This window comes from Roseovarius sp. Pro17 (genome assembly GCF_035599575.1).
Classification (GTDB): Bacteria; Pseudomonadota; Alphaproteobacteria; order Rhodobacterales; family Rhodobacteraceae; genus Roseovarius.
The window spans coordinates 1,429,593-1,442,317 of record NZ_CP141179.1; the positions used below are offsets into that span (position 1 = coordinate 1,429,593).

Genomic DNA, 12,725 nt, shown 5'->3' on the forward strand with positions numbered 1-12,725 from the left:
ACGCGATGTCAGGTGGGAAATACGCAAGATTGTTCGAGCCGGTCCGCATCGGTCCTGTGACCGCGCCAAACCGGTTCTATCAGGTCCCACATTGCACCGGAATGGGCTATCTGCGCCCGCGCGCCGACGCTGCCGTACGCGGCATGAAGGCCGAGGGTGGTTGGGGTGTGGTGTGCAACCAAGAGACGGAAATTCACCCCACGTCGGACCTTAGCCCCTCTCCCGAGGGCCGCCTCTGGGACGCGGCCGACATCCCCGCGCTGCGGCTGATGACAGATGCCATCCACGCCCACGGCGCGCTGGCGGGGATCGAACTGGCCCATAACGGCGCGCATGCCGCCAATCTGGGCACCCGCGCGCCGGTTCTGGCCCCGTCTGACGGCGCGATCGCGACGCTCTACCCCAAGCAGGCTCGCGCCATGGACAAGGCCGATATTCGCAACCTGCGCGCTTGGCATCGCGCAGCGGCGCGACGAGCGCGCGAGGCGGGGTTCGATATCATCTATGTCTATGCCGGACATGAAATGACACTGCCACAACACTTCCTTTTGCCGCAGTCGAACCAGCGGAGCGATGAATATGGCGGCAGCCTGCAAAACCGTGCGCGCCTGATCCGCGAACTGCTGGAAGAGACGAAAGAGGAGGTGGGCGATACCTGCGCCGTCGCCTTCCGCTTTGCCGTCGATCAGATGCAGGGGCCCGCCGGGATGCAGGCCGAGGGCGAAGGGCGCGAAGTGGTGCAGATGCTGGCCGATCTGCCCGATCTTTGGGACGTCAACGTCTCGGGTTGGGACAATGACAGCGCCACAACACGGTTTCAGCCCGAGGACGGGTATCAGAACGATTACATCAGCTTTGTCAAAGAGTTGACGCAGCGACCCGTTGTGGGTGTCGGGCGGCTGAGTTCGCCCGATATGATGATCTCGATGGTGGAAAAGGGCATCGTTGATTTCATCGGTGCCGCGCGTCCGTCCATCGCCGATCCGTTCCTGCCGGTCAAGATTCGCGAGAACCGAGTGGAGGAGATCCGCGAGTGCATCGGCTGCAACATTTGCGTCGCAAGCGACAACCAAGCCATCTCGATCCGCTGCACCCAGAACCCGACCATGGGCGAAGAGTGGCGGCGCGGCTGGCACCCTGAAAAGATCGCGCCAAAGGGCGCAGCTGAGGCGGCGCTGGTTATCGGCGCTGGCCCTGCAGGACTCGAGTGCGCGATGCAGTTGGCGCGGCGTGGCTATGGCGTCACGCTGGCGGATTCGCGCGCTGAACTAGGTGGACGTGTGCACCGCGAAGGCGGGTTGTCTGGCCTTGGCGCGTGGCGGCGTGTGGCTGATAATCGTCTGCACGATCTGCGCCAACGCGCCAATGTCTCGATCTATGCGCAAAGCGCGCTCAGCGCGGGCGAGGTGGCTGAGTTGGGCATCGCTCATGTCTTTGTCGCTACGGGCGCGACGTGGCGGCGGGACGGGGTGGGACGCACATCGCACGGCCCCATTCCCATGGACGCCACCATGACGATCCTGACGCCCGATGATATCGTGGACGGCATGCAGCCGCCCGCAGGACCAATTGCGATCTATGACGACGATCCGGCCTATATGGGCGGGGTTCTGGCCACACAATTGGCCGAGGCGGGTCGGGACGTCACCCTCATCACGCCCGCGCCAATCGTGTCGCCATGGGCCGAGATGACGCTGGAGCAGGCATGCATTCAGAGCCGCCTCGTCGCCTTGGGCGTGCGGATCGAGACGGGCAGGGTGCTGACCCGCGTGAGTGCGGAGACCTGCATCACCAACGGCGTCTATGGCGAGGCCGAGCGCGCTATTCCCTGCGCCTCCGTCCTGATGGTCACTGGGCGGCAGCGCGAAACGGCGCTGTTCGATGAACTGACTGCCATGCGCGCTGATGGCGGCATCGCGCTGGAGACGCTCGAGTTGATCGGGGACGCTGCGCAGCCCGGGCTGATCGCCGATGCCGTTCATTCGGGCCACGCCGCTGCGCGTGCCTTTGAGTGCGATCCGCAGGGGGTAGAGGCCGCATTTTTCCGGCGCGAGATGATCGCGCTGACAGACGAAGGGGACCAGCCATGAACGCCATCGCAAAGCTGAGGCCGGGCTACCGCCCCGGCTACGCCCATGTTCGCGAGTTCTACACATCACCCGACATTTACGAGAGCGATATTCGCGACTATTGGAATCGCAGCTGGATCTGGGTTGGCCATCAAAGCCAGCTGAAAAAACCCGGCGATTTCATCACCTTCGACTACGGCCCCGAATCCGTGATCATCGCGCGCGACCGCGACAGCGGCATAGGCGCGTTTCAGAATGTGTGCCGCCACCGCGGCTCGCGCCTGTGCCTCGAGGCATCGGGCAACACGCGCGTTTTCTCGTGCCCCTACCACGCCTGGACCTACGAACTGACAGGCCAGCTGCGCCGTGCGCGCGAGATGGGCGAGGGGTTTGATCCTGCTGACTACGGCCTGCTGTCACTGCATCTGCGCAATTTTGAGGGGCTGCTCTTTGTCTGCGCGGGCGATGAGCCACCCGAAATCGACGAGGGCCTGCGCCGGCTTCGCCCACTGGTCGCGCCGTTCGATCTGGGCAAGACGCGCATCGCGCATACAGCGACCTATCCCGTCCCAGCCAACTGGAAGCTGGCGATCGAGAATTATATGGAATGTTATCATTGCGGCCCCGCGCATCTCGAATTTGCACGCTCGCACAGCATCAAAGATCCGGCGCATATGAATGCGGGACTGGTTGATAAGCTTGAGGCGCGCAGCCGCGCGGCGGGCGTGCCGACAGGCGAGGTCACACGCAACGATCCCGGCGCAGCAACGCTGTTTCTCAGGCGCTATCCGCTGTTCGAGGGCTACGATACCGGCAGTCGCACAGGCGCGCCGCTGGCGCCGCTACTGGGCGGGCTGTCAGGCTTTGACGGGGGTGCGACAGATATGCAGATCGGCATCCTCAACAACTTTCTGATCTACGCAGATCACATGATCGGATACCGCTTTGTCCCAACTGCGCTGCAAGAAACGCGGATCGAGGTCGTCTGGTTCGTGCGCGAGGATGCAGAGGCAGGTCGCGACTATGATCATGGCGATCTGACATGGCTCTGGCACGCCACGTCGCTGGATGATGAGCGGATTATCCGCCACAATCAGCAAGGCGTGAATTCGCACCATTTCGTACCGGGACCGCTGTCGGAAATGGAATGGGGCATCGCGGCCTTTTACGACGACTATCTCAGCGTCAGCGCCGACCAGATCCGTTGAGCTGATCGGCGATCTGCGGTATGAGGTGAGCGGCCAATTGCAGCGTTTCATCTAGGCAGCGCTGCGCGTCGTAATCGCTGGGCAGCACGTGCAGGCGTTGCCAGAACCCGTCGGAAAACGTGTCGATCCATTCGGCAGTGCGGATGATTTCGGACTCGGGCGCGCTGGTCATCAACGCGGCGCAGGCAGCGCGCATCGCCTCGACGCGGGCAACGTCGAACTCGGCTGTGACCTGCGCATAATCGGGCGTAAACTTCTGCTCGCCCCAGAAGGCATACCAGATCGACAGCGCCTCGGGATTGCAGATATCCGCATCGAAATCTGCGCGGATCAGCGCGATCAGGCGGTCCGCTGGATCGCTGCCTGCCTCGCTGAGCGCGCGTTCCCAATTGGCCTGATACCGCGCATAATGATCGCGCAGTGCCTCGGTCAGCAGGCCTGCCTTGGATTTGAAGTAGAACACCGCGACGCCCTGCGAAAGTTCCGCCTGCGCTGCCACAGTAGCCAGCGTGGTCCGCGACAGACCGTTCTCGGCGATCGAGCGCCAGGTTGCGTCCAGCAATTGCTGGCGGCGCTTGTCGGCGTTTTCCTTGCGCTCTTTGCGCGGCTTGGCGGTTTGTTGATTTGTCATTGGCTCGCCATCATGGTTCGGACGTCTCAATATCTGGGCAGAGAGGCCTGCGCCACATCGAATTTCTTTGTTTGAGCGCTCAAAAAAACTTTACGCCGTGCAATGCCGTGATACGTTACGCTCACGACTTGCGAAAGGACACAAGCCATGGATAGCGTCGTCAACACACAGACCAATCAGCCCGACACCGAAGAGCTGCACGATTTCGACCGCACGCACCAATTGCACCCATGGGCCGCGATGGATGACTGGCGCGGCTACGATCATATGATGGTCGACAGCGCCAAGGGCATCTATCTGTGGGACGCGTCCGGCAAGCGATTCATCGACGGGCCGGGGGGTATGTGGTGCGTGCAAATCGGCTATGGACGTCAGGAAATGGCCGATGCCATCGCCGCGCAGGTCATGACGCTGCCCTACACCTCGCCTTGGACGACAGTGACCGAGCCCTCGGCGCTGTTGGCCAAAAAGATCGCAGACATGGCGCCCGGTGATCTGAACAATGTGTTTTTCACCACCGGCGGCTCGACCGCCGTCGATACCGCGATCCGCACCATGCATTTCCTGAACAATCGCCTTGGTCGTCCGGACAAGAAGATCGTGATTGCGCGGGAAAAGGGCTATCACGGCTCGACCTATCTGGCATCGTCTGTGACGGGGAAAGAGCGGGATAAATCCCGCTTTGACGTGGAAAGCCGGCTGGTGCGCTTCCTGCCCGACGTCAATCCATCCCGCCGCGCCGAAGGGCAGAGTGTGCAGGATTGGTGCGACGAAAAGGTAGCTGACCTCGAAAACATGATTGCCGAAGTGGGTCCCGAGAACGTGGGCGCCTTTATCGCCGAGCCGGTCCTGTGCTCGGGCGGCGTGATCATACCGCCCGAAGGATATCACAAGCGCACGCATGAAATCTGCAAGGCGCACGACATCCTTTATATTTCAGACGAGGTTGTCACCGGTTTTGGACGCCTCGGGCACTGGTTTGCCTCGCAGGACGTGTTCGGCATCACGCCAGACATCATCACCTGCGCCAAGGGTCTGACCTCCGGCTATTTGCCGCTCGGGGCTTGCATCATCTCGGACGCGGTGATGGAGCGTATCACCGATTCAGATGACAGCGTGCTGTTCGCCAATGGCTACACGTATTCGGCCCATCCGGTCTGCTGCATTGCTGCGCTTAAAAATATCGAGATTATCGAGAATGAGGGCATTCTAAAGCATGTCCGCGAAATTGCTCCGTATTTTCAGAAGCGTCTGCAAGCCTTGCGCAAGTTTGACATTGTCGGCGACGTACGTGGCATGGGCCTACTCGGCTGCATCGAGGGCGGTGCGCGTACATTGGCGGGTGAGCGGCGGCTGGGCGCCATGCTGGACGAAGTTTGCGAGGAAATGGGGTTGCTTGTGCGTCCGCTGATCAACATGGCCGTCTTCTCGCCGCCGTTGATCATCACCCGCGCCGAGATAGACGAGATGTTCGATATTCTCGAGCGCGCACTCGAAGAGGTAGAGCGCCGATTGACTGCGTGAATATGTTAGGAGTGGATCTTAACTAAATGAATTTTAACGAGTAATCTTGTTTCCATCTTTATGATTGAGCGCTCAATTAAACCTTGTGCCGTGCCGGTTTCCTGTTAGCCTCTTTGGCAAGGCCACGGGCAAAGAAGCGCCCGCAAAAGAGCCGCCCAACAAGGAGAAACCATATGTCTGCACGCCAAAAATTCGCCTTTGCCGTCTCATCCGCTGCGATTATCGCGGCGGGTGCCGTATCGGCAAACGATTCCGAACTGACCATTTTTGACTGGGCCGGATACGAGGATCCGGGGTTCTTTCAAGCGTATATCGACGAACATGGCGAGGCGCCGACCTTCGCCTATTTTGGCGACGAAGAAGAGGCGTTCCAAAAATTGCGCTCAGGCTTTCAGGCCGATGCTTCGCATCCCTGCTCGCAATCTGTACCCAAATGGATCGAGGCGGGCCTGCTGGAGCCGATCGACACCACACGCATTGATCGCTGGGATGAGCTGGAGCCGGGCTTTCGCGATATTGAGGCCTATAAGAAAGACGGCGAGAGCTATTTTGTGCCGATCGACTGGGGCAATACCGCCGTCATCTACAATACCGAACTGCTTACCGAAGAGGGCGTCGCGTCCCTTCAGGCCTTTGCAGATCCGGCGAATGAGGGCCGCATTTCCATCGGCGACAATGTCGACGACGCCTATGCGCTGGCGTTTCTGGCGATCGGTGTGACCGACTGGACCAAGGCGACGGACGAAGAGTTTGCGGCTGCCTCGGATTTCCTGCGCAAGGTGCATCCGAACGTGCGCGCCTATTGGTCGGACGGCTCGTCCCTCGCGCAATTGATGCAAAGCGGTGAGGTTTATCTGGCCTGGGCGTGGAACGAGACGTATTCGACCATGAGCGGCGAGGGTCATCCCATCGCCATCAAGCGCGACACCGAAGAGGGCGCTTCCAGCTGGGTCTGCGGCTATACCAAGCTGGCGGACGGGCAGGGCAGTGATGACAAATTCTACGATTTCATCAATGCATGGCTAGAGCCTGTATCGGCTGAATATATTGTGACTGCATGGGGTTATGGCCACTCGAACGCCGAGGCCATGAACGCGCTGCCCGAAGAGACGCTGACAGCGGTCGGCCTGCAGACCAGCGACAAACTGCGCGAGAATACGCTGTGGCAGGCACCCCTGCCGTTTGAGCTGCGCGAAAAGATGATCGCCGAGTTCGAGCTGATCAAAGCGGGTTTCTAAGACTAAGATGGAGCCGACGAGTTAGAGAGCGGACCTTCGGGTCCGCTCTTTTCGTTCGGCGGGCTTAGGCTGGTTTTTGCCCGCGCAGATGATGCGGGCAATGCTCACCCGTTTCCAGAACGCCAATCATCGCGCGCCAAGTGATGATGGAATGCTCGATGAAATCGCGTCCATGTGCGGTGCTCAATTCGTCTCGTCGGTCTTCCAGCAGGGCCAGTTCGTCGCGCGCGACGTGCAGATACCACGCATTGCGGCTGCGCGCCTCGACATGGACGAACCCGGCATCCTCAAGCGCTGCGATGTAGCGGCGGGGCGAGGCCATTTGAAAACCCAGATCCTCCAGCGCCAGATAGGCCGTCATTTCGGGCGAAGGCACATCGTCATGCGCGATCAGCCAGTCGGATGCTGCAAACCAGCCACCCGGCGACAGCACGCGATAGGCCTCGCGTGCGAGGAATTCCTTGTCGGGGATGTGGATGATCGAATCCTTGGAAAAGACCACGTCGAACGCGCCTGATGGATAAGGGAAGGGGCCGGGTGTGACCTGCTCGATCGTGACGCTGTCCTCGGCCTCGGCGGCGCTGATACGTGCGCGGGCGGCGGCGGCGACATCGGCCTCGACGTCAATACCCGTGACCTGGGCCGCGCCGTGGTCGCGGGCCAGCGACAGAGTGATCGCACCCGAGCCGCAGCCGACATCCAGCACGCGCTTGCCGTGTAGGTCCGACCCGTCCAATACGCGCGCGACTTCCTCAGGGCCGCCGGGCGAGAGGTATCCTTCGCCCCAGAGCATTTCGAGGAATAAGATGTGGCCGTTGTCATAAAGCGGCTCAGCCATTGTGGATCACTCAAGCAGGACGATGGAATCTGCGCCCCATCCAACGGTCACCTTGGCGCCCTCGCGGGCCACAACGCGCCCGGCGGTGTTGCGCATAGAGATTGTGACAGGATCGGACGCGCCTTCCAGCGCGACAGTGTAGTAGGTCATATCGCCGTAGTAGTCGGTGCCGGTGACGGTGCCTTGCACCTCGCGCTCGAATCCGCCGGTATCATCGTCGACGATGGTGAACATCTCGGGGCGCACGCCGACGACGTTGATCTGCCCGGCGCTTAGTCCCGCAGGGGCTTGCGCAGTGGGAATTTCGACGTCGCCAAGGGCCGGAATGCTGAGGCGATAGGGCGCGTCGCCGCCGCCCGTCGCTGTGGCCTCAAGAAAGTTCATCACGCCGATGAACGACGCCACTTTGCGCGTGACAGGCCTGCGATAGAGTTCTTCTGGCGAGGCGAGTTGTGCGATCTTGCCATCGAAAATGACGGCGATCCGGTCGGACATGATCAGCGCCTCTTCCTGATCGTGCGTGACGAGGATAAAGGTGATGCCCAGCGATTTTTGCAGGCTGCGCAGCTCGTGCTGCATCTGGTCGCGCAGCTTCTTGTCCAACGCCGACAGCGGCTCGTCCAGCAGGATCACCTTGGGCCGCATTACCAGCGCACGCGCCAACGCGACCCGCTGGCGTTGGCCGCCCGACAGCTCATGTGCCTTGCGCTCGCCGTAACCGGCAAGGTCGACCATCGTAAGGGCTTGCTCGACCTCTTTGGCCATCTTGTCCTTGCCCAGTTTTTTGCGCACGAGGCCATAGCCGACATTCTCAGCTACATTAAGGTGAGGAAAGATTGCGTAGCTTTGAAACACCATGTTTGTCGGGCGCTTGTTGGCCGGGATATCCTTCATCGACTTGCCAGCAATCGTGATGGTGCCGCCCGTCGTCTGCTCGAACCCGGCGATGAGGCGGAGAAGGGTCGTCTTGCCGCAGCCCGACGGACCCAGCAGCGAGAAAAACTCGCCCTCATGGATGGTCGCATCCACGCCGCTCAGCGCATGAACGGCGCCAAAGCTCTTGGAGACGTCCTTGATTTCGATGATGGCGGTGTAATCGTCTTTGGCCATTTTCAGACAAGTCCCTGTTTTGCGCCGGCGTCCATTCCTTGCCGCCGGGCCGCGCGTTGCCGGAATACTTCGGCGATGATCAGCAGCACGACCGAGACAATCAGCAGGATCGTTCCCAGCGCCATGACCGACGGCAGCTTGGACGGGAAACGTAGCTGGCTCCAGATATAGACGGGCAGGGTGACGTCCGTGCCGGTCAGGAAAAACGCGATGATGAACTCATCAAGGCTGATGGTGAAGGTGATGAGCAGGCTGGAAACCACGCCCGGCATGATCAGCGGCAGCGTCACGCGCCGGAACGTGCCCCAGCGCGTTTCCCCCAGATCAAACGATGCCTCCTCTAGGCTGTTTTCCATTCCGGCGAAGGCCGAACTGAGGATCGCGATGGAAAAGGGCGTGCAGATCAGGACGTGGCCCGCGATCACTGTCCACAGCGATAGCGACATGCCCAGTTGCATCAACATGACAAGAAGGGCGACGGCCACGATGATTTCCGGCAGGACCAGCGGCAGCATGATAAAGCCCATGACGCCCTTCTTGCCCGGAAACGAATAATTGGCGGCGGATCGCGCGGCACAGGCGCCCAGCAGCGTGCTAATGAGTGCCGTTGTCATCGCGACGATTGCGCTGTTGCGCACTGCACCGTGCAGCGCATCGGTCGACCAGAGTAGGCTGAACCATTTGGTCGTGTAGCCGCTGAGCGGAAAGGCCACCACCGTTGCGTCATTGAACGCAAAGAGGGGTAGCAAGATGACCGGCGCATAGAGAAACAGCATGTAGGCGACGGCATAGACCACGAGCCATTTGGACGAGATGAAATTCCCTACGCTGCGCATCATTTCACCTTTCCGCCGAATTTCTTGCCGGCAAAATAGATGCCGACGCTGATCGCTGCGACGACGACCATCGAGGACACCGCCAGCGCCGCGCCAAGGGGCGCGTTGTTGGCCTTGCCAAACTGGATCTGGATCATGTTGGCGACCATCAGCCCGTCAGTGCCGCCGACCAGCTTGGGTGTGATGTAGTCGCCGACGGTGGGGATCAGCACGATCAGCGTCGAGGCGACGACGCCCGGCATCGCCAGCGGCAGGGTGATGCGGAAAAACCGGCGTAGCGGGCCATCGCCCAGATCCTCGGCCGCCTCCAGCAGCGAGCGGTCGATTTTCTCCAACGCGACAAAGATCGGCAGGATCGCGAAGGGCGCCCATGCATGCGCCAGCGTCAGCACCACCGCGTTCGCGTTATAGAGGATAAAGGTCAGCGGCTTTTCGATGATCCCCAACTCCATCAGGGATGAATTCAGCACGCCGTTGTAGCCCAGGATCACTTTCCACAGAAACACACGCAAAAGGTAGCTGGTCCAGAACGGCACGGTGATCAGGAACAGCCACAGCGCCTTGCGGCTTTTGACATGAAACGACAGGTAATAGGCGATGGGAAAGGCCAGAATGACCGTCACCGTAGTCACGACCAGCGAGATACGCAGCGAGCGCCACATCAGCACCTGAAAAATCGGTTGCGTCCACGCCTCGCGGTAGTTGGCAAAGGTGAATGTCTTGTCCAGATCGAGGTAATCCTGCGTCCAGAAGCTGAACATCACCACCATCGTCAGAGGTGCTGCCAGCATGACAAGGGCATAGATCAGCGTCGGGCTGAGGAGGGTCAGGCCCCGACGGCTCTCTTGGCTCAGGCTGGGCACGATTGGAGAGTCTCCGAAAGGACTGGATGAGCGTTACACGGCGCCGGGTCCAAGACAAGTACGCTCATGAAGCGTCGGCTGCCAGCAGATCGTCATTTGCCTTTCGTAATGTCCCTTGGGGCGGCTCATCGCCGTCCAGCACCGGGAAAATCTTGCGCAGGGCGTCGTGATAGGTGCGCACGCCATATTCCAGATCCGACAGGATGATCCCGTCAAACCCACTGGAAAACGCGGCCTCCCATGTCCATTCGATCAGCTGCTCGTCTTCCTTACTGGTGATGCGGTCGATGCGCATCGACAGGTAGCGCGCGGCGCGCATCTGGCGGTCCTCATCACGGTGCCGGTAAGTGGTGCCACGCTGAATGGTCTTGCCGTTTTCAACCGGAAATTCGTGATAGAAAATCACCGAGTCAGGGTAAAAGCCAAAGACGAGGTTCGGGAACATCCCGACATAAAGCCATGCGGCCTTGTGATCGTCATCCAGACGCTCGGGCGCCTTGAGGATGGTCTTGTATTGCTCGACGCTCCACAGGCGATGCTTGCCCTCGCGAAACTGCCCTAGCGAGCGGGAGGTGCCGTTCGTGAACGGCTCGTCATGGTAGTGGGTGCCGAATAGATCGTGCAGACCCGGATGGGCCATGGGCACGTGATAGCCTTCATTGTCGACGTCGCGCACGCATTTCCAGTTTGCCACGATCTCGCTTGCCCAGAAGCTGTCGGGGGCAGGGACGAGGTTTTCAAGATCATACTGCGCCAGTTCCTGATCAAAGCGCGCCATGACTTTGGCCACCGAGGGCTGGGGCCCGGGCTTGAACCTCACAAAGATAAAGCCCTGCCAGATTTCCATCTCGATCGGTTTCAGCCCCATTTTCACCGGATCCAGATCGGGCAGCGATTGCGGCTGTGATGCGCCGCGCAGCGTGCCGTCGAGGTTATAGGCCCAACCGTGGAAGGGGCAGACGATGGCCGAGCGGCAATTGCCAGAATTCTCGGCCACCACGCGCGATCCACGATGCCGACACAGGTTATGAAATGCGCGCACCCTCATGTCACGACCGCGGATGATCAGCGCTCGCTCGCCCACCAGATCGGAGGCCATGAAGTCGCCCGGCTCGGGGACGTCGCTGATATGGCACACGACCTGCCAATGCCGGCGAAACAGCTGTTCTTTCTCAGCCTCCAACATCTCAGAACTGAAAAAACTCCATGCGGGCAGTCCCTTGCGATCCCAATGGTTCGGGACTTGGGTGTTTTGCGTCTCCATAGCGGCTGCTCCTGCTGATATTGTCGCGAGTATAAGTAATTTAACTGAGCGCTCAAACAAAAAATATTCGCATGTGTGATTGCGTATGCAATGAACTGGCCGAAGCCCGTGTCGTCGACGCATCGACGACGGCACTGACGGCGCACATGAGGGGCAAGAATACTCCTTGGATGCTGTTTTTCGCCCGGCATTTGTTTTGGCATCATTGATCACGCCAAAACTCTCTCCCCAAGTCTGCAAGAGCATGCCGGGAGGCTGTTTATCTAGCTATATTTCACCGCAGATCTGACTCCAATGCGTTCCTGCAGGGATCATCATTCACGCGCCCGCAACCTTCCTGAATTTTTGTCACAATGCCACTGGACGTCTTCAGACCGCATTGCTATACGGCACCTCGTGTTCCGGCGTAGCTCAGCGGTAGAGCAGTTGACTGTTAATCAATTGGTCGTAGGTTCGATCCCTACCGCCGGAGCCAAAAATACCAATAGAATTAGATAGCTACCCAGAACCCGCTTTGGCGGGTTCTCTGATTTTGTGTCAGGGGTAACATCTGGGGTAACAGTAGGAGGAGGCAAAGGTGCGCACAGTAGTAGAAAGCATGTTGCCAGCAACTTTCCTTGTTCGATACGCAATCTACATGCAATCGTGCGCGCACATCGAATTGGCTTCCTGGCATATCGTCCAGCTCGCCCAAGGATACGAGTTATACACTCCTGCGCGGATTGAGCATTTTCTAAAGGTGAAAATGAGCACTTCGAAGCTTGTAGAAGCGCTTAGGCGATCCAATTCTTACGGCCCTGTAGGCATTCAACTACGAATCCGACTAGCAGCAATTCGGGTTAAACAAGGAATGACTAATCGAAACCTTGCGGCCCACGGCGCTTGGTTCCATAACGATGGCAAAGGTGCACTATCAGTTGAACACTATTTCCAACAGCGTGTTGGCGACGCGAAACAGTGGATGCACGTCGATGAAAACATTTCTCACCGACAAATCGATGAAGCTGTTGAAGAGGCTGATTTGCTTCTCCGCGAGTTGATAGACATACGAGAAGAGTTGAAGCGCTATCAGAAATCGACGCGGAGCAGACTAGAGTTTGCTAGTGCCGTCACAGCGCCCCGCACCTCGAAATAGTGTAGGCGC

The 12,725-nt window shown here is 59.5% G+C and carries 11 protein-coding genes and 1 tRNA gene; 6 read left to right on the forward strand and 6 right to left on the reverse strand.

The annotated features are described in order from the left end of the window. The first annotated feature begins 5 nt into the window (after positions 1-5). Together U3654_RS06930 and U3654_RS06935 are read left to right on the forward strand one after the other, a co-directional pair. Positions 6-2,090 (forward strand): FAD-dependent oxidoreductase, encoded by a 2,085-nt coding sequence (locus U3654_RS06930; RefSeq protein ID WP_324754609.1) that lies wholly within the window; start codon positions 6-8, stop codon positions 2,088-2,090. Continuing rightward, positions 2,087-3,277, forward strand: a complete 1,191-nt coding sequence (locus tag U3654_RS06935; protein ID WP_324754610.1) for an aromatic ring-hydroxylating dioxygenase subunit alpha — start codon at positions 2,087-2,089, stop codon at positions 3,275-3,277. Before U3654_RS06930 ends, U3654_RS06935 begins: the two co-directional genes overlap by 4 nt. Here U3654_RS06935 and U3654_RS06940 read toward each other — a convergent pair. Then, complete coding sequence (locus U3654_RS06940) at positions 3,255-3,908, reverse strand: TetR/AcrR family transcriptional regulator (protein WP_324754611.1); 654 nt, start codon at positions 3,906-3,908, stop codon at positions 3,255-3,257. The two genes, U3654_RS06935 and U3654_RS06940, sit on opposite strands and share 23 nt — an antisense overlap. 147 nt (positions 3,909-4,055) lie before the next feature. Here U3654_RS06940 and U3654_RS06945 point away from each other — a divergent pair, with 147 nt between their 5' ends. Both U3654_RS06945 and U3654_RS06950 read left to right on the forward strand, forming a co-directional pair. Continuing rightward, a complete protein-coding gene (locus tag U3654_RS06945) occupies positions 4,056-5,432 on the forward strand; it encodes an aminotransferase (protein ID WP_324754612.1) in 1,377 nt (458 codons plus the stop codon). A gap of 173 nt (positions 5,433-5,605) precedes the next feature. Next, positions 5,606-6,670, forward strand: a complete 1,065-nt coding sequence (locus U3654_RS06950; RefSeq protein WP_324754613.1) for an extracellular solute-binding protein — start codon at positions 5,606-5,608, stop codon at positions 6,668-6,670. Positions 6,671-6,734: 64 nt separating this feature from the next. Here the strand turns inward: U3654_RS06950 and U3654_RS06955 are convergent, their stop codons facing one another. From U3654_RS06955 to U3654_RS06975, 5 genes are all read right to left on the reverse strand, one after another. Next, positions 6,735-7,508, reverse strand: a complete 774-nt coding sequence (locus tag U3654_RS06955) for a methyltransferase domain-containing protein (RefSeq protein ID WP_324754614.1) — start codon at positions 7,506-7,508, stop codon at positions 6,735-6,737. Positions 7,509-7,514: 6 nt separating this feature from the next. Then, complete coding sequence (locus U3654_RS06960; protein WP_324754615.1) at positions 7,515-8,618, reverse strand: ABC transporter ATP-binding protein; 1,104 nt, start codon at positions 8,616-8,618, stop codon at positions 7,515-7,517. 2 nt (positions 8,619-8,620) lie between these two features. Further along, complete coding sequence (locus U3654_RS06965) at positions 8,621-9,457, reverse strand: ABC transporter permease (protein ID WP_324754616.1); 837 nt, start codon at positions 9,455-9,457, stop codon at positions 8,621-8,623. Continuing rightward, positions 9,454-10,317 carry an ABC transporter permease gene (locus U3654_RS06970; RefSeq protein WP_324754617.1) on the reverse strand — a complete coding sequence of 288 codons (864 nt, stop codon included), beginning with the start codon at positions 10,315-10,317 and terminating at the stop codon, positions 9,454-9,456. Before U3654_RS06970 ends, U3654_RS06965 begins: the two co-directional genes overlap by 4 nt. Positions 10,318-10,381: 64 nt before the next feature. Next, positions 10,382-11,581, reverse strand: a complete 1,200-nt coding sequence (locus U3654_RS06975; RefSeq protein ID WP_324754618.1) for an aromatic ring-hydroxylating dioxygenase subunit alpha — start codon at positions 11,579-11,581, stop codon at positions 10,382-10,384. A 400-nt stretch (positions 11,582-11,981) separates the two neighbouring features. Here U3654_RS06975 and U3654_RS06980 point away from each other — a divergent pair. Further along, positions 11,982-12,056: transfer RNA gene (locus U3654_RS06980), tRNA-Asn, on the forward strand. Between the two features lie 102 nt (positions 12,057-12,158). Then, a complete protein-coding gene (locus U3654_RS06985) occupies positions 12,159-12,716 on the forward strand; it encodes a hypothetical protein (RefSeq protein ID WP_324754619.1) in 558 nt (185 codons plus the stop codon). Positions 12,717-12,725: the final 9 nt, after the last annotated feature.

Excerpts from the sequence above, each read along its gene's own strand:
- U3654_RS06965 (WP_324754616.1), bottom strand. The coding sequence starts at position 9,457 with ATGATGCGCAGCGTAGGGAATTTCATCTCGTCCAAATGGCTCGTGGTC.
- U3654_RS06935 (WP_324754610.1), top strand. The coding sequence starts at position 2,087 with ATGAACGCCATCGCAAAGCTGAGGCCGGGCTACCGCCCCGGCTACGCC.
- U3654_RS06950 (WP_324754613.1), top strand. The coding sequence starts at position 5,606 with ATGTCTGCACGCCAAAAATTCGCCTTTGCCGTCTCATCCGCTGCGATT.
- U3654_RS06960 (WP_324754615.1), bottom strand. The coding sequence starts at position 8,618 with ATGGCCAAAGACGATTACACCGCCATCATCGAAATCAAGGACGTCTCC.
- U3654_RS06930 (WP_324754609.1), top strand. The coding sequence starts at position 6 with ATGTCAGGTGGGAAATACGCAAGATTGTTCGAGCCGGTCCGCATCGGT.
- U3654_RS06940 (WP_324754611.1), bottom strand. The coding sequence starts at position 3,908 with ATGACAAATCAACAAACCGCCAAGCCGCGCAAAGAGCGCAAGGAAAAC.
- U3654_RS06945 (WP_324754612.1), top strand. The coding sequence starts at position 4,056 with ATGGATAGCGTCGTCAACACACAGACCAATCAGCCCGACACCGAAGAG.
- U3654_RS06955 (WP_324754614.1), bottom strand. The coding sequence starts at position 7,508 with ATGGCTGAGCCGCTTTATGACAACGGCCACATCTTATTCCTCGAAATG.
- U3654_RS06975 (WP_324754618.1), bottom strand. The coding sequence starts at position 11,581 with ATGGAGACGCAAAACACCCAAGTCCCGAACCATTGGGATCGCAAGGGA.